The following is a 16,157-nucleotide window of genomic DNA, read 5'->3' on the forward strand; positions in this document are numbered from 1 at the left end:
TATGATACGAAGTATGACCGGATTCGGGCATGCCTCGCTTTCTTCGCAAGGCTACCGGGTGTCGATTGATATCAAAACCGTGAATCACCGCTATTGCGACATCTCTGTGCGTATGCCGAAAGAATGGATGGCCTACGAAGACACCATCAAGAAAACGGTGCTCCGCTTCATTAAACGCGGCCGTGCCGATTGCTTTGTGACGATTGAGCGGGACTCCGCTTCTAATAAATCGGTAACAGTCGACTGGGCGCTCGTGGACGGATACATGCAGGCTGCCGAGCAGCTTCGCCAGAAGCATGGCTTAGCCGGGGAGCTGCATCTGTCGGATCTCCTCAAACTGCCGGATTTGCTTGCCATTTCCGAGCAGCGCGAGGGGGACGACGATGCGCTCGCCGATCTTTTGGTTGCCTGCACGGAAGGAGCTCTGGCCGAGCTGAACGGCATGAGGGAGAAAGAAGGCTCCCACCTGTCGGAAGATTTGGCCGTCCGGCTGACGATGATTGAAGATCTCAATGTCGAAATGAAACGTTACGCCCCTGAAGTCGTCCGGGAATATGCCGTGAAGCTGCGGCAGCGGATTCAGGAGCTGCTGACGGATCAAGTTCCGGTAGATGAACAGCGGCTCGCAGCCGAGATAGCCTTGTTTGCGGACCGCTCCAATGTGGACGAAGAGATGACCCGGCTGCACAGCCACATCAGCCAATTTAGGCAGCTGCTCGGTTCCCGGGAACCTGTCGGTCGCAAGCTCGATTTTCTCATTCAAGAAATGAACCGCGAAGCAAACACCATCGGCTCCAAAGCGGGACACATTGAAGTGTCAGGCAGGGTCATTGAGCTGAAAGCCGAATTGGAGAAAATGAGAGAACAAATACAGAATATCGAGTGAACCGCTGACGGTGTCACGAGGAGGAAACTCAATGGCCATCAAATTGATCAACATCGGGTTCGGTAATATTGTTTCGGCAAACCGTATCATTTCGATCGTAAGCCCCGAATCCGCTCCGATTAAAAGGATCATTCAGGAGGCGCGCGACCGCCATATGCTGATTGACGCGACTTACGGGAGAAGAACCCGCGCCGTCATCATTACGGACAGCGACCATGTGATCCTATCTGCGGTTCAACCGGAGACCGTTGCTCACCGACTTTCTAACAAGGACGATGATCATGACGAGTAATACAAATACACTGGAACGGGATAGAGGAATTCTGATCGTGCTTTCGGGCCCTTCGGGCGTCGGCAAAGGAACCGTGTGTTCCGCGCTTCGCAAGATGTCGCCGGAGCTGGTCTATTCTGTTTCCGCCACAACCCGCAAGCCTAGAGAAGGCGAAGTGGAGGGTGTCAATTATTTTTTTAAATCGAAAGACCAGTTCGAACAATTAATCGCTTCCGACGAGATGCTGGAACATGCCGAGTACGTGGGCAATTATTACGGCACTCCTCGCCGCTTTGTGGAAGAAACGCTCGCCTCCGGCAAGGACGTTATCCTGGAAATCGAAGTGCAGGGCGCTTTGAAGGTCAAGGAGAAGTTTCCTGAGGCGACTTTTATCTTCCTGATTCCGCCTTCTCTGGCCGAGCTGGAGAACCGTATCGTGACTCGCGGTACGGAAACGAACGACATTATCCGCAGCCGCATGTCCGTGGCTGTCGATGAGATTCGTTTGATGCGGCATTACGATTATGGTATCGTCAATGACGAGGTACACAAAGCTTGCTACAAAATCCAGTCCATTCTTATGGCTGAACATTGTAAGTGCGACCGGATTTTACCCAGATTGGAACAATGGATCGGAGAGTGAACGACAAGTATGCTGTATCCTTCAATTGATAAACTGCTCGACAAAGTGGATAGCAAATATTCGCTCGTAGTTGCCGCCGCTAAGCGTGCGAGATCTCTTAGAGACGGTACGCATACCCACCTGCAGGATATTAAATCCCACAAGCAGGTTGGAGTGGCCCTGGAAGAATTGTACGGAGATCTTGTGAAGTACGAGAAGATCGAAACCAAAGAAGACGAATAGGATCCCAAGCGGTCCGTTCGGCCCAAAGCGGCAGTCCCTGTGACTGCCGTTCTATGTATACAACCGGATGCTGCGATCCTGAATAAGAGCGGGGTGCAAGTATACCGGATATCAGGACAACCCATTGCGGTTGTTATTTTTTTCTTGCCGGGAGGGAACTGCCGATGTTATCAGGTAAAACAATCGTAGTCGGCGTATGCGGGGGAATAGCCGCTTATAAGGCGGCTGCGCTTTGCAGCAAGCTGAGTCAGGCAGGGGCGGACGTGCGGGTGATTATGACGAAGTCCGCGATCGAGTTCATTACGCCGCTGACTTTCCAGTCGCTGACCCGCAAGCCGGTAGCCGTAGATACGTTCGACGAGAAGGAAGCGGCCGTTATTTCCCACATCGATCTGGCCGATCGGGCGGATTTGGTTGTGGTCGCTCCGGCGACGGCGAACATGATCGGGAAAATGGCGCACGGGCTGGCGGACGATATGCTCAGCACGACGCTTCTCGCTACGACGGCCCCGGTGATGGTGGCTCCTGCCATGAACGTGCACATGTACACGCATCCGGCAGTCGCGGGCAACATGAAAGTGCTGCAAGAAAGAGGCGTTCTGTTTGTGGAACCCGGAACCGGCCAATTGGCATGCGGGTATGTCGGGAAAGGACGTTTGGCCGAACCCGAGGAAATTTTCGGGCGGATCGCCGCGTATTTTCAGCCGGACACACCGCTTCAAGGCCGGAACGTGCTGGTGACGGCCGGAGGGACGGTCGAACGCATCGATCCCGTGCGTTACATTACAAACGATTCTTCCGGCAAAATGGGCTACGCTATTGCGGAGGCGGCCAAGCGGCTCGGAGCCAACGTCACGCTCGTCAGCGGACCTTCTTCACTTCCCGTGCCTCCGGGCGTCGAAAGAGTATCCGTCACATCCGCTCTGGATATGTACGACAAGGTGATGGCCCGTTTTGAGAAGACGGATCTCGTTTTCAAAGCGGCTGCGGTCGCCGATTACCGTCCTTTGGAACAGCGCGAGCAGAAAATGAAAAAAACCGGGGATACCCTTACGATCGAGCTTGTTAAAAATCCCGACATCCTTCAAGCTCTCGGAGAAGCCAAAAACCGTCAGTTCGTGGTCGGTTTTGCGGCGGAAACCGAACGGGTGGACGAGTATGCGCTCGATAAGCTTTTGCGTAAAAAATGCGACCTGCTTGTCGCCAACGATGTCTCCATGCAAGGAGCGGGTTTCGGAACGGACACCAATGTGGTGCGCATCTTCGATGCCGGCGGTCTTGTGGAAGCGCCGCCCATGATGACCAAGGATGCCATAGCCGAACATATCGTCCGGCTGGCGGCCAGCCGTCAGCAGATGCGGCAGCAGGGAGTGGAGACTCCGGAACCGGACGCTGAGGAACCGGGGGCAGACAAAGGGGAAACGCCATGTTCGCCAAAGTGATAGTCGATGTCCCCGCCAAGCAGACGAACCGGGCATTCGATTATTCGGTGCCCCCGTCTCTGCAGGGCTGGGTTGAAGTAGGAAGCCGTGTCGGCGTTCCTTTCGGTCCCCGTGTGCTGCAGGGGTTTGTGGTGGAACTTCACGAAACGACAACGGTCGATCCCAAAAGACTGAAAGCGATCCGTCATGTGCTGGACGCCGTTCCTCCTTTGACGGAAGAACTGGTACAGCTGGGGCATTGGATGAGCAGCACGTATTTGTGCCACGAAGTAACCGCTCTGCAAGCCATGCTTCCCGGGGCGCTGAAAGCCAAGTATGAACGCTTCGTTCAAGCCGCGGAAGCAGGAAGCGCGGGCGGAACGGAGCTTCTGCTTTTGCTGCCGGCCCAGGAGAACATTTTGAATTATTTGCGCTCAAAAGGAAAGGCGAAGATGGAAGACCTTCTGGATGCCTTTCCGGAAGACGGCGGGCTGATCCGTCAAATGCTGGACGAGGGTCAGCTTGTCGAAACCCAGGGGATGAAGGACAGGCTCGCGACGAAGAAAGCTCTGACGGTATTTCCGTCCGGAGCCCCCGAAGTTTCGGAAGCCGCGACGGAAACCCAGGCTGCCGGGACGTCCGGCAACGCTCCGGGATCGGGCGGTTCCGCCGATTTGCTGGCCATCGCGGAAGAACTTCCTGCCCGCTCCCATAAGCAGAAAGAGGTTCTGCGCTATTTGCATAAGAACCCCCGGCCGATCCGCCTGACGGAACTGATGGACAAGCTCCAGGTCGGCGCCGGTACGGTAAAAGGACTCGCGGACAAAGGCTGGATTGGCCTGCGTGAAGTAGAAGTGATGCGGGACCCGTATGCGAACCGCCATTTTGAAGAAACGAAGCCGCTGCCGCTGACGCGGGAACAGCAGTCCGTTTATGACGACATTGCCGCCACGCTGGACAGCCGCAGCCACCAGGTTTACTTGCTCCAAGGGGTGACAGGCAGCGGGAAGACGGAAGTGTACCTGCAGGCCATCAGCCGTTGTCTGGAACAGGGACGGGAAGCGATCGTGCTCGTGCCGGAGATTTCACTGACTCCCCAAATGGTGGAGCGGTTTAAAGGCCGCTTCGGAGACGAGGTCGCCGTGATGCACAGCCGGCTGTCGCTGGGAGAGCGTTACGACGAATGGCGCAAAATTATGAGACGCCAGGTCCGGGTTGTCATCGGGGCCCGTTCGGCCGTGTTCGTCCCGTTCCGGAAGCTGGGTCTGATTATCATCGATGAAGAGCATGAATCTTCATACAAACAGGAAGAGAGCCCGAAATATCACGCACGGGATATCGCCGCCTGGAGAGCCCGTTATAACGGAGCGGCCGTGGTACTGGGATCGGCGACTCCTTCGCTTGAAAGCATTCAGAAAACGAAGGCGGCCCCCGGGGGCAAGCCGGAATACAAGCTGCTCAAAATGAAATCCCGGGTTGCCGGACGCCCTCTTCCGCCCGTGCATATCGTCGATATGCGGGAGGAACTGCGCAGCGGGAACCGGTCCATGTTCAGCCGGCTTCTTCACCGGGGGCTGGAGGAACGGCTCCTCAAAGGCGAGCAGACGGTTCTCCTGCTAAACCGCCGGGGATACGCGACATTCGTCATGTGCAGGACGTGCGGCTATGTAGCCGGCTGTCCGCACTGTGATATCTCGCTGACGTATCATCAGGTGTCGCGGACGCTGCGCTGCCATTATTGCGGCTATGCCGAAAGGCAGATGGAGCTGTGTCCCGATTGCGGGTCGGAGCATATCCGGCATTTCGGAACCGGAACCCAGCGGGTCGAGGAGGAGCTCGTGAAGCTCTTTCCCGGCATCCGCGTCATCCGGATGGATGTGGACACGACGACGGAGAAAGGTTCTCACGAGAAGTGGCTGACGATGTTCCGCAACAAACAGGCGGACGTCCTGCTCGGCACCCAGATGGTCGCCAAAGGACTGGACTTCCCCGATGTTACCCTTGTCGGCGTTATCGCGGCCGATACAGTGCTGAACCTGCCCGACTTCCGTTCCGCCGAGCGAACCTTCCAACTGCTTACGCAGGTGGCGGGGCGGGCTGGGCGCCATCAACTACCCGGCGAAGTGTTCGTCCAGACGTATACGCCGGAGCACTACAGCGTCATTACGGCGAGCCGCCACGATTACGAAGGTTTCGTGGAGGAGGAGCTTCCGCACCGCCGGAAGCTCGGCTATCCGCCGTACTGCCGGCTTATTCTCATCACCTTGACCCACGAGCAGGTGCCGCTTCTGGTCCGGACCGCGGAAGCGGTGGCCCAGCGTCTCCGGGAGCTCGGGGCCGCCGAGCAGGAGAACGTTTTTGCGTCCGGTACGGGGGAGGACTTTTTTATGAATGTGCTGGGTCCGGTCGCTTCGCCCATTCCGAGGATCAAGGATAGATATCGGTTCCAATGCGTGGTAAAATATCGTGGGGAGGCGTCCGCTTCCCGTATTGTGGCCAAGGTTCTGGATGAATTTGCCGAGAGGACGACGAAAGATAAGCTGACGATCAGCGTGGATGTCGATCCTCAAATGCTCATGTAGTCCGCGTGTTCCGGAACGGAAAGCCCGGTGTAAGACAGAACCGGATGGATGCCCGTGCCGATTAACGCGTATATAAGCGGCGGGAAACTCATACGGATCTCTTAAACCCATTCAAGGGCTAAGGCCCTTGCCCTCATAGAATGACTTTAAAGAAAGCAGGTGGATGGAATGGCCATTCGCATGATTGTTAAAGAAGGAGACTCTGTGCTGCGGGAAACCGCCAAACAGGTAACGAAATTTAATTCCAACCTCCATAAACTGCTCGACGATATGGCGGATACGATGTACGATGCGCCGGGCGTCGGCCTGGCCGCTCCGCAGGTGGGCATTCTCAAGCGTGTCATCGTGATGGACGTGGGAGACGAGAACGGACTGATTGAGATCGTCAATCCGGTCGTTGTCGAACAAAGCGGCGAGCAGATCGGACCGGAAGGCTGCCTGAGTATTCCGGGACTCGAAGGAGAGGTCAAGCGCCCCTTCAAAGTGAAAGTGAAAGGCCAGGACCGCAACGGCGAAGAGTTCGAGCTTGAAGGCGAAGAACTGCTGGCCCGCTGCATCATGCACGAAGTGGACCACTTGAACGGTGTTCTGTTCACGGATCTGGCGATCCGTCTGTACCGCCCTGAACTCGAAGAGAAAGAGGACCGCTAATCGTGAAGCTGATTTTTATGGGAACCCCGGACTTCGCGGTACCTTCCCTGAGGGCGCTTATCGAGGGCGGCTATGAAGTAGCTGCCGTCGTTACACAGCCGGACCGTCCGAAAGGACGCAAGCGCGTGCTGACGCCGCCTCCCGTCAAAGTGGAGGCCGAGAAGCACGGCATCCCGGTGTTTCAGCCGGAGAAGCTGCGCACGTCCGACACGGTCGATGAAATCCGGAGAATAGCACCGGATCTTATCGTGACGGCCGCATATGGCCAAATCCTGCCCAAGGCGGTGCTCGACATTCCCCGCCTGGGCTGCATCAATATCCATGCCTCCCTTCTGCCGAAATACAGGGGGGGCGCTCCGATTCACCATGCAATCATACAGGGCGAGCAGGTGACGGGCGTTACCATCATGTACATGGCGGTAGGGCTGGATACGGGAGATATGATCAGCAAGATTGAAGTTCCTATCGGGGATGACGATACGACCGGCACGATGTTCGACAAGCTTAGCCTGGCGGGTGCAGATCTGCTTAAGCGTACGCTGCCCGAATTGATTGCGGGTACGGTCCAGGCTGTTCCGCAGGATGATTCGCAAGCGGTATACTCGCCGAATATCAACCGCGAAGACGAGAAAATCGACTGGAACCGGTCTTCCAAGGAGATTTGGAATCTGGTTCGCGGATTAAATCCTTTTCCGGGCGCTTATACAACCTGGAACGGGGAAATCTTGAAAGTATGGGTGTGCAAAAAGCCCGAAGACCTCGCGCCAAGCGCGGATAGAACGTCGGAAGGCTCGGCCGGCGCAGGGCTTAAGCCAGGCACGGTTATCGGAGCGGACGAAGACGGGATCGAAGTGGCTACGGGCGACGGAAGCCTGAAACTGCTGAATGTCCAGCCTGCCGGCAAGAAGGCCATGGAAGCGGCCCAGCTTGTACGGGGAAGCTCCATGGAGAAAGGCACCGTTTTGGGTGAATAGCAGACGCGTGGCACGCAATGCGCAGGAATTTTCGGTGAATGACCGACGGTTCCTGCGTTTTTCCGTAAACGATGCATAAGTCCCTGCCAAGCGATGATTCTAAAGCAGGAGCCGCATACGTACGATTTTAATAAGCAAAGGATGTGTGCAAGTCCCGTGAAAAAAAATGAGCCGGATAACCGGAAGGGACAAGCCGGGGGCGACAGCGGTCCGGCAAGCCGCTCTCGGACCGACCGGAGAAACAGCCAGGCCGCAAAGCCGAAACGAGAGAATGTAAAAAAATCGGCGCGCGACGCTGCGCTCAGCGTGTTGACAGGCGTCGAGGAAGCGGGTTCCTACAGCAACCTCAAGCTGAATCAGATACTGCGCGAAGCGGATCTCCCGCGTCCGGATGCCGCTCTGGCTACGGAAATTGTGTACGGAACGATCCAGAGACGGAATACAATCGACTATTACTTGGCGAAACTGGTGACCAAGGGGCTCGGCAAGCTTCAGCCCTGGGTACGCAGTCTGCTCCGGATGAGCTTGTATCAGCTCCTGTATCTGGAACGTGTGCCCGACCACGCGGTTGTCAGCGAAGCCGTTAACATAGCGAAGCGTCGTGGCCATCAGGGCATCTCCGGCATGGTCAACGGCGTGCTGCGCAGTGCTATCCGCCAGCGTGCGGAGCTGACGCTTCCGCAAGGGATGACGGACACCCAGCGCATTTCGCTCGAACATTCCCATCCCGAGTGGCTGGTCCGGCGCTGGACCCTGCAGTACGGTGCCGAAGCGTGCGAGCGCATTTGCAAGGCGAACAACGAACCGCCGCACATCAGCATCCGCGCGAATACACGCCGCCAGCATCCCGATGCGCTGCTGGAGCAGCTGCGGCTGGGCGGATTCGACGCCGAGCCTTCGGCACTGTCGCCCGCCGGCATTGTCGTATCCTCGGGCGGAAACATGGCGCTGACGCCGGGCTTCGGCCAGGGCGACTACTCCATCCAGGACGAAAGCTCCATGCTCGTTGCCGAAGCGCTTCGGCCGGAGGCAGGCATGACCGTCCTGGACTGCTGTGCCGCTCCGGGCGGCAAAACGGCGCACATCGCGGAGAAGATGGACGACACCGGCACGGTGTGGGCCTGCGACCTGCATCCTCACAAAAAGCGGCTGATCGACGAACAGGCCCAGAGGCTGGGCCTGAAGTCGGTCCGCACCTTGGTGAAGGATGCCAGGGAACTTGCCGGGGAATTCGAGCCGGCCTCGTTTGACCGCATCCTGCTTGACGCTCCCTGTTCGGGCTTCGGCGTCATCCGCCGGAAGCCCGACCTGAAATGGGGCAAGCGGGAGGAGGACATCGCCGGGATCGCGGCCGTCCAGCAGAGCATCCTGGAGGCTGTTCACGGTCTGCTCAAACCCGGCGGTGTGCTTGTCTACAGCACATGTACAATCGAGCGGACGGAGAACGAGGACGCGGTGGCCCGCTTCCTGGAGGCTCATCCCAAGTTTGTCCTTGATCCGATTCCGACAACAGGCTGGCCGGAATCCGCGCCTCTGGAGCAGGCGGCTTCGGGCATGATCTCGATTATGCCGGACCAGTACGGGACGGACGGCTTCTTTATCGCCCGGATCCGGCGCTTGGCGTAAGCTGCGGATAAAAAGAACGGGATGGGTGAGGAAGCAGTCCCGGTCCGGCATTGCGATATCGTTCGGGAGGAGGCGCCCGCAGGCAGTTCTCCCTCTGCCGCCCGGCTCATCCGTTTGGCGATTTTGCATCGTGCAGCCGGATGAACCCGCTAAACGCTTCGGCTGCAGCTTCGCACGCTAGGCGGGGGCAGCTTCTTCCGCTGCCTACAAGCGACACTGGGCTCGCACGCCGAGCTCTAGTGTGTTCAGCCGTCTTTTATGCTAAAATAGGAAGGATTCGGCTGGATAACCCATTTTTTTATTTGGAAAATAAGTTAGGTGTGATTACTGTGAAAAATAAAACCTTGCAAGTAGATAAACCCTTTGTGTACGACTACAGTCTGGAAGACTGGAAGCAGTGGACCGAGGAGAACCAAGAGCCGGCCTTCCGTGCCGGACAGATTTTCGATTGGCTGTATGTGAAACGTGTCACGGACTTTGAGGAAATGACGAATTTGTCGAAGGCGCTTCGCGAGAAATTGAAGGCCGGCTTTTCCTTCGTCACGCTGACTGAAATCGCCAAGCAGCAGTCGAAGGACGGAACGGTGAAGTTCCTGTTCGAGCTGGCGGACAAAAACGCGATCGAGACCGTGATCATGAAGCACAGCTACGGCAACAGCGTATGTGTGACGACTCAGGTCGGCTGCAGGATCGGCTGCACGTTCTGCGCCTCCACACTCGGCGGATTGAAGCGTGATTTACGCGCGGGCGAAATCGTCGCCCAGATTGTCAAAGCGCAGCAGCTTCTCGATGCGACCGGAGAGCGCGTGAGCTCCATCGTCATCATGGGAATCGGCGAACCGTTCGAGAACTACGATGCGATGATGAAGTTTTTAAACATTATGATTCATCCGAAGGGCCTGAATATCGGCCAGCGCCACATCACCGTTTCGACCAGCGGTATCGTGCCGAACATTTACCGGTTTGCGGACGAGGATACGCAGATCAATTTGGCGATTTCCATCCATGCGCCCAATGATGCGCTCCGTTCCAAGTTAATGCCGGTTAACCGCCGGTTCCCGTTCGCCGATCTGATCGAGTCGTGCAAATATTACATGGCCAAAACGGGCCGCCGCATCACGTTCGAGTACGCTCTGATGGGCAACGTGAACGACCAGGCCGAGCATGCCGAGGAACTCGCCGAAGTTCTGAAGGAACTGCCGATGTGCCACGTTAACCTGATTCCGGTCAATTACGTGCAGGAGCGGGATTACGTGCGTACGACGCGCGACGATATTTTTAACTTCCAGCGCATTCTGGAACGCAACAAAATCAACGCGACCATACGCCGTGAGCAGGGCAGCGACATTGCCGCCGCCTGCGGACAACTGCGGGCCAAGCATATGGAAGCGAAATAACGGAGTGAAATGCGGATGAAAATGGTGAGTGTGACAGATACCGGCCGAGTCCGGTCCGTAAATGAAGACAGAGCCGTTATTCAGCATGACGTCGGAGGGTATTCCCTGGCCATTGTGGCCGACGGAATGGGCGGTCATCAGGCGGGCGACGTCGCCAGCCAGATGACCATCGATATCATCCGGGAAGAACTCAAATCCCTGAGTTCCTCGATGACGGTCGAAGAGTGCAAGCTTGCCGTGAAGGAAGCGATCCGTTCGACCAACCGCAAGGTGTTCGAATATGCCTCCGCCAGGGAAGAGCTTCAGGGAATGGGCACGACCGTCGTCGTTCTCCTGGCATCCGGACAGCTGGCCGTCCTGGGGCATATCGGAGACAGCCGCGCCTATAAAATAAGCGGGCCCTCTATTCTCCGTTTGACGGAGGATCATTCTCTGGTGAACGAACTTTTGAAGAACGGCCAACTGACACCGGACGAAGCGGAGCGCCATCCGCGCCGTAACGTACTAACCAGGGCGCTGGGGACGGAACCGGATGCGCAGCCAGACGTTCAGCATCTGAGCCTGGAGAGCGGAGATATTCTCCTTCTTTGCAGCGACGGACTGAGCGGAATGGTCGACGACCAGACGATCCTGTCGATCGTGCGCGGGGAATCCGAATTGGAAGCCATGGCTCAAAGCCTGCTTCAGGCTGCTCTGGATGCGGGCGGAGACGACAACATCACGATCATTCTTGCATCGGGAGACTCAGGACCCGCTTCGGGAGGGGATCCCGCATGATTGGAACGAAGCTTGGTGGCCGCTACGAAATTCTGGAACGCATTGGCGGCGGAGGAATGGCTCTTGTTTACAAAGGGCTAGATATCCTGCTCCATCGCAAGGTGGCCGTCAAAATGCTCCGCCAGCAGTACGTGAACGACGAAGAGTTCATCCGCCGTTTCCGCCGGGAAGCCCAGGCGGCGGCTTCGCTTTCCCATCCTAACGTGGTCAGCATTTACGACGTGGGCCAGGAGGGCGATCTCCATTACATCGTGATGGAATATATCGAGGGGAAGACGCTGAACGAAATTATCAAAGAGCGGGCCCCGCTGCCTGTCGAGGAAGCCGTTCATTATGCGGCCCAAATCTGCGATGCTCTGGAGCATGCGCATCATAACGGAATTATTCATCGGGACATTAAACCTCATAATATTCTGATCGGAAAAAACGGCCGCGTCAAAGTGACGGATTTCGGAATCGCCCGCGCGGCTACTTCTTCTACGATCACACAGACGGGTTCCGTCGTCGGCTCGGTTCACTATTTCTCGCCGGAGCATGCGAAAGGAACCAATACGGGAGAAAAATCGGATCTGTATTCGCTTGGGATCGTGATGTATCAAATGCTGACGGGCGAGCTTCCGTTTCACGGCGAAAGCCCGATCAGTGTGGCTTTGAAACATCTGCAGGAAGACGCTGAGGATCCGAGGCGGATTAATCCGATGATTCCGCAAAGTCTGGAGAATATCATTCTCAAAGCGGTGCGCAAAAAGCCCGATGAGCGGTACCAATCCGCCCGCGCCATGATGGAGGATCTGGAAACCTGTCTGCAGCCCGAACGCCGCAACGAACCTAAAATAAGCTTTCATCACGACGATCATGACGATGACGAGAACACGCTCGTTCTCCCCGCCATCCGTCCTAATCAGCAGGTGCAAATATTCGATGACGAGGATGATGCGGAGGAATCGGCGGTCAAGGGCAAAACGGAGCCTGCCGCATCCAAATCGTCCCCGCCACCGAAGAAAAAGAAAAAGACAGGCCTGTGGGTCACGATACTCGTCCTGATCGCTCTGCTGTTGGCCGGCGCTATTTATTACGTACAGGGGAAAGTAGTCGTTGCCGAGGTTCCGGTCCCTAACGTCAAAACGGATACGCTGCAGAAGGCCCAGGAAAAGCTGACCGCCGCCAAGCTCGGTTACGAAGTGGAAGAGGTCGCCGACCCACAGCCTGCGGGAATCGTTATCGACCAGAATCCGCAGGCGGGGATGAAAGCCAAAGAGCAGACGAAAGTCAAACTCAAGGTCAGCAAAGGGCCTGAATTAAAGAAAATGATTTCGGTGGTCAATCACAACGTGGATGACGCCAAGGCTCAACTGATCCAGGGGCTCGGTCTCAAGGAGGATCAGATCTCGATTACGTACCGGTACTCCGAAGACCAGGAAGCGAATACGGTTCTGGAGCAGACCCCGCGCGAAGGCGAAGACCTGAATCCGGCCGCGGCCGCAGTCAAGCTGATCGCAAGCAAAGGCAAAGAAACGATCAAGATGCCGGCACTTGTCGGCCTGTCGAAGGAAGAAGCCATCAGCCGGATTAGCGTCAGCAAGTTAAAGGTGGGAGCCGTCACCGAAGAGCCCAGCTATAAAGTCGCTAAAGGCAAAGTCATCAAGCAGTTCCCTTACGAGCCGGATAACGACGTTCCCGTCGGCCAGGCCATCGGCTTGATCGTAAGCTCCGGCATGCCGCAGGAAGCGGGGCAGATGGTTGTCAACGTGCCGCTGGTTCCTTCGTCGGAAGGAAAGAAATCCACGTTCAAGGTGCTTGTGAGCGACGCCCAGGGCGACAACCGCGAATACCGGACCGAGACCATCTCCTCGCCGTCGGCAGTCGATGTTAAAGTGATCGTGGCGCCGGACAAAAACGCCGTCATCACCGTCAAGGAAGACGACAAGGTCGTCAATGTGACGACGCGGACTTACCAGGATTTCTTGAACCAGCAGGCCGGCAGTCCCTCGCCTACACCGACTCCTCAGCAGACCGGAGGGCAGACTTCGATGCAGCAGAACGGAGGCTCTAAGCTTGTTTCCGGCGGCGGAGAAGAGAAGGGCAAAGGCAAGGAGAAGGACAAAGACAAGGATAAAAACAAAGATAAAGATGACTAGAACCGACATCGGGATTCAAAAAGGAGGACGAGATCCGCAATGCCCCAAGGTTTGATCGTAAAAGCGCTCAGCGGGTACTACTATGTCCTACCGGAGGGAAGCCGGCTCGGCTCCGATTCTCTCGTGCAGTGCAGGGCCAGAGGCGTTTTCAAGAAAAGAGGGATTTCACCGCTGGTCGGAGACCGGATAAAGTACGAAGCGACGGAGAACGGCGAAGGAACGGTGACGGAGATCGACCCGCGGACATCCGAAATGATTCGCCCGCCCATCGCGAACGTGGACACGGCCATGCTCGTCTTCTCGGTTGTGGAGCCGGATCTTAACCTCCAGCTGCTGGATAAGTTTCTCGTCCACATCGAGAATACGGGACTGCATGCGGCTATTTGCTTGACCAAAGCGGATCTGGTTGATCTTGCGGATGATTCTTCTGAGGAGAGTGCCGCTGAAAGTGCGGAAGAGGGCGAAGCTGTCCCAATAACGGCTTCATCCGCTTCCGCCGGTCTTGTCGCTCCGTCCATGCCCGGCTGGCTTACCGACGCGGTCGAGCTGTACCGCAAGATCGGTTACCCCGTCATGCTGACTAGCTCGCGGCAGGGTGAAGGCGTCGACCAGGTTGCGGAATACCTGGACGGCAAAATCAGCGTATTCGCCGGGCAGTCCGGGGTCGGCAAGTCGTCCATGCTGAATGCAATCGTAGCGGGTCTGGATCTTCAGACCAACGAGATCAGCCACCGGCTGGGCCGGGGAAAGCATACGACGCGGCATGTGGAATTGATTCCGCTCGCCAAGGGCGGATATGTCGCGGACACGCCGGGCTTCAGTCAGCTTGACTTCGTCGAACTGGAAGCCGAAGACCTCGGGTCCTGCTTCCGCGAATTCCAGTCTTATGCCGAAACGTGCAAGTTCCGGGGATGCCTGCATCTTCACGAACCGGGCTGCAAAGTCCGCGACGCCGTGGAGCAGGGAGAAATCGGCGCAAGCCGTTACGAGCATTATTTGCAGTTTTTGCAAGAAATGAAAGAGAAAAAGAGGAGGTACTAAGATGCTGCGCATAGCTCCATCCATTCTGTCCGCCGACTTCGCCAAGCTTGGCGAAGAAATTCGCGAGGTTGAGAAAGCGGGCGCCGACTGGATACATGTCGACGTCATGGACGGTCACTTCGTGCCGAATATCACGCTGGGTCCTCCTATCGTATCCGCGATCCGGCCTCATACGTCCCTGCCGCTCGATGTACACCTGATGATCGAGCAGCCCGAAAGATATATCGCAGACTTCGCCAAAGCGGGCGCAGATTTGATCTCCGTGCATGTGGAGACGTGTCCTCACCTTCACCGCACGCTTCATCAGATCAAGGAGCACGGGGTCAAGGCCGGAGTCGTCCTGAATCCCGCCACTCCTTTGTCCGCTATCGAACATGTGCTGGAAGAGTATCTGGACCTGGTCCTCATCATGACCGTTAACCCGGGCTTCGGAGGGCAGTCCTTTATACCGGGCATGCTTTCCAAAATCCGCGGCCTTCGCGGCAAGCTCCGGGAACGTGGACTGGATCACGTGGAGATCGAAGTGGACGGCGGAATCAACGAAAAGACCGCGCCGCTGGTCGCTGAGGCAGGCGCCACCATGGCGGTTGCCGGCAATGCGGTGTTCGGCCGGCCCGACCGCGCGGAAGCGATCCGCCTGATCCGCGAATCCGCGGGAAATTAAAGCCCGCCGCATTTGTCCGGCGGCCGCTGCAGAACGGACGTGTCATAAATCCCCCGGCGGGGGCATACACTTGGTTACGAGAATTTAAGCATTCTTGTAACCTTTTTTTTATGGGATAAAAGGATGCCAGGATGCCCACGCAGCAGGGGAATGAAAGCCGCGTATTCGTTTTCGGGGGCAAGCACATTTTCGGGCATGTGCGAATATACTGGAATCGATGAGAGCGGTTTGCCGGCAATCATGAAGGAGGGGTAGAGGATGAAATTCTACACAGTCAAGCTGCCGAAATTTTTGGGCGGTTTTGTCAAGGCCGTACTGAACACGTTCAGCAAAAATTAATAGCTGCAGCCGTTGCGCCTGTTAAAAGGCACGAAAAAAAGCACCCGTTACGGTGCTTTTTGTCTTTTCGCTACAGCGATCGTTATACGCGTTCCACTTTGCCGGATTTCAGGGCACGGGTGCTGACGTAAACGCGCTTCGGTTTGCCGTCCACCAGGATGCGTACTTTTTGTACGTTAACGCCCCATGTACGCTTGTTTTTGTTGTTCGCGTGGGAAACATGGTTTCCGGACTTCGGGGATTTGCCAGTAATATAGCATTTGCGAGACATGAATGACACCTCCTTATAAGTATACGAAACTGCCAGCATGGCAAGCCTAAACCTAACACACAGCAAGGCAGCTTTTGTTAGCATGTGGCTCGTCGGCCTGTTTAAGTTCAGGGCATCGGTTTGCTTCGTTCTACCGCATTCAATAAACACACTTAAATATAATAGCACAGCGAAAAAGAGATAGTCAACGAATAGGCGCCATTTTTGTCATTTATTTATTCCATAGGTTATAGTACAATGAGGATTAGTCCTAT

16 protein-coding genes are annotated in these 16,157 nt (G+C 56.3%); 15 read left to right on the forward strand and 1 reads right to left on the reverse strand.

Features of this window, described 5'->3' with window-relative positions:
- Position 1 precedes the first annotated feature (1 nt).
- From ABH899_RS02865 to spoVM, 15 genes are all read left to right on the forward strand, one after another.
- Positions 2–886 (forward strand): YicC/YloC family endoribonuclease, encoded by an 885-nt coding sequence (locus ABH899_RS02865; RefSeq protein ID WP_369993829.1) that lies wholly within the window; start codon positions 2–4, stop codon positions 884–886.
- Between the two features lie 31 nt (positions 887–917).
- Positions 918–1,178, forward strand: coding sequence for an extracellular matrix/biofilm regulator RemA (remA, locus tag ABH899_RS02870; protein ID WP_009672664.1), 261 nt, complete (start codon positions 918–920; stop codon positions 1,176–1,178).
- A complete protein-coding gene (gene gmk / locus ABH899_RS02875) occupies positions 1,168–1,800 on the forward strand; it encodes a guanylate kinase (protein WP_009672638.1) in 633 nt (210 codons plus the stop codon). The genes remA and gmk overlap by 11 nt, the downstream gene beginning before the upstream one ends.
- 9 nt (positions 1,801–1,809) lie before the next feature.
- Positions 1,810–2,022: a DNA-directed RNA polymerase subunit omega gene (gene rpoZ / locus ABH899_RS02880; protein ID WP_369993833.1), complete on the forward strand. Its 213-nt coding sequence runs from the start codon at positions 1,810–1,812 to the stop codon at positions 2,020–2,022.
- Between the two features lie 164 nt (positions 2,023–2,186).
- Positions 2,187–3,464: a bifunctional phosphopantothenoylcysteine decarboxylase/phosphopantothenate--cysteine ligase CoaBC gene (gene coaBC, locus ABH899_RS02885; RefSeq protein WP_369993835.1), complete on the forward strand. Its 1,278-nt coding sequence runs from the start codon at positions 2,187–2,189 to the stop codon at positions 3,462–3,464.
- Positions 3,449–6,025 carry a primosomal protein N' gene (priA, locus tag ABH899_RS02890; protein WP_369993837.1) on the forward strand — a complete coding sequence of 859 codons (2,577 nt, stop codon included), beginning with the start codon at positions 3,449–3,451 and terminating at the stop codon, positions 6,023–6,025. The genes coaBC and priA overlap by 16 nt, the downstream gene beginning before the upstream one ends.
- A gap of 168 nt (positions 6,026–6,193) precedes the next feature.
- A complete protein-coding gene (def, locus tag ABH899_RS02895; RefSeq protein WP_369993838.1) occupies positions 6,194–6,676 on the forward strand; it encodes a peptide deformylase in 483 nt (160 codons plus the stop codon).
- Positions 6,677–6,678: 2 nt separating this feature from the next.
- Positions 6,679–7,650, forward strand: coding sequence for a methionyl-tRNA formyltransferase (gene fmt, locus ABH899_RS02900; RefSeq protein WP_369993841.1), 972 nt, complete (start codon positions 6,679–6,681; stop codon positions 7,648–7,650).
- A gap of 141 nt (positions 7,651–7,791) precedes the next feature.
- Complete coding sequence (gene rsmB, locus ABH899_RS02905) at positions 7,792–9,276, forward strand: 16S rRNA (cytosine(967)-C(5))-methyltransferase RsmB (protein ID WP_369994082.1); 1,485 nt, start codon at positions 7,792–7,794, stop codon at positions 9,274–9,276.
- A 329-nt stretch (positions 9,277–9,605) separates the two neighbouring features.
- Positions 9,606–10,673 carry a dual-specificity RNA methyltransferase RlmN gene (gene rlmN / locus ABH899_RS02910; protein WP_369993842.1) on the forward strand — a complete coding sequence of 356 codons (1,068 nt, stop codon included), beginning with the start codon at positions 9,606–9,608 and terminating at the stop codon, positions 10,671–10,673.
- Positions 10,674–10,688: 15 nt separating this feature from the next.
- A complete protein-coding gene (locus tag ABH899_RS02915; protein WP_009672585.1) occupies positions 10,689–11,450 on the forward strand; it encodes a Stp1/IreP family PP2C-type Ser/Thr phosphatase in 762 nt (253 codons plus the stop codon).
- Entirely contained in the window at positions 11,447–13,588 is a 2,142-nt protein-coding gene (pknB, locus tag ABH899_RS02920; protein ID WP_369993845.1) for a Stk1 family PASTA domain-containing Ser/Thr kinase, read from the forward strand. Before ABH899_RS02915 ends, pknB begins: the two co-directional genes overlap by 4 nt.
- 39 nt (positions 13,589–13,627) lie before the next feature.
- Positions 13,628–14,629, forward strand: coding sequence for a ribosome small subunit-dependent GTPase A (gene rsgA, locus ABH899_RS02925; RefSeq protein ID WP_369993846.1), 1,002 nt, complete (start codon positions 13,628–13,630; stop codon positions 14,627–14,629).
- Between the two features lies 1 nt (position 14,630).
- On the forward strand, positions 14,631–15,293 hold the full coding sequence (gene rpe / locus ABH899_RS02930; RefSeq protein WP_326053627.1) for a ribulose-phosphate 3-epimerase: 663 nt from the start codon (positions 14,631–14,633) through the stop codon (positions 15,291–15,293).
- Between the two features lie 258 nt (positions 15,294–15,551).
- Positions 15,552–15,632: a stage V sporulation protein SpoVM gene (spoVM, locus tag ABH899_RS02935; protein ID WP_036739476.1), complete on the forward strand. Its 81-nt coding sequence runs from the start codon at positions 15,552–15,554 to the stop codon at positions 15,630–15,632.
- Positions 15,633–15,714: 82 nt separating this feature from the next.
- Here spoVM and rpmB read toward each other — a convergent pair whose 3' ends face one another.
- Positions 15,715–15,903 carry a 50S ribosomal protein L28 gene (rpmB, locus tag ABH899_RS02940; RefSeq protein WP_009672666.1) on the reverse strand — a complete coding sequence of 63 codons (189 nt, stop codon included), beginning with the start codon at positions 15,901–15,903 and terminating at the stop codon, positions 15,715–15,717.
- Positions 15,904–16,157: the final 254 nt, after the last annotated feature.

Origin of the sequence: Paenibacillus sp. RC84, assembly GCF_041260495.1 — a bacterium.
Taxonomy (GTDB): domain Bacteria; phylum Bacillota; class Bacilli; order Paenibacillales; family NBRC-103111; genus Paenibacillus_F.

Bases quoted from the DNA above. Each gene is read 5' to 3' on its own strand.
- rsgA (WP_369993846.1), top strand. From the start codon at position 13,628: ATGCCCCAAGGTTTGATCGTAAAAGCGCTCAGCGGGTACTACTATGTC.
- priA (WP_369993837.1), top strand. From the start codon at position 3,449: ATGTTCGCCAAAGTGATAGTCGATGTCCCCGCCAAGCAGACGAACCGG.
- rpoZ (WP_369993833.1), top strand. From the start codon at position 1,810: ATGCTGTATCCTTCAATTGATAAACTGCTCGACAAAGTGGATAGCAAA.
- rpmB (WP_009672666.1), bottom strand. From the start codon at position 15,903: ATGTCTCGCAAATGCTATATTACTGGCAAATCCCCGAAGTCCGGAAAC.
- remA (WP_009672664.1), top strand. From the start codon at position 918: ATGGCCATCAAATTGATCAACATCGGGTTCGGTAATATTGTTTCGGCA.
- pknB (WP_369993845.1), top strand. From the start codon at position 11,447: ATGATTGGAACGAAGCTTGGTGGCCGCTACGAAATTCTGGAACGCATT.
- rpe (WP_326053627.1), top strand. From the start codon at position 14,631: ATGCTGCGCATAGCTCCATCCATTCTGTCCGCCGACTTCGCCAAGCTT.
- def (WP_369993838.1), top strand. From the start codon at position 6,194: ATGGCCATTCGCATGATTGTTAAAGAAGGAGACTCTGTGCTGCGGGAA.
- gmk (WP_009672638.1), top strand. From the start codon at position 1,168: ATGACGAGTAATACAAATACACTGGAACGGGATAGAGGAATTCTGATC.
- ABH899_RS02865 (WP_369993829.1), top strand. From the start codon at position 2: ATGATACGAAGTATGACCGGATTCGGGCATGCCTCGCTTTCTTCGCAA.
- rsmB (WP_369994082.1), top strand. From the start codon at position 7,792: ATGTGTGCAAGTCCCGTGAAAAAAAATGAGCCGGATAACCGGAAGGGA.
- spoVM (WP_036739476.1), top strand. From the start codon at position 15,552: ATGAAATTCTACACAGTCAAGCTGCCGAAATTTTTGGGCGGTTTTGTC.
- coaBC (WP_369993835.1), top strand. From the start codon at position 2,187: ATGTTATCAGGTAAAACAATCGTAGTCGGCGTATGCGGGGGAATAGCC.
- ABH899_RS02915 (WP_009672585.1), top strand. From the start codon at position 10,689: ATGAAAATGGTGAGTGTGACAGATACCGGCCGAGTCCGGTCCGTAAAT.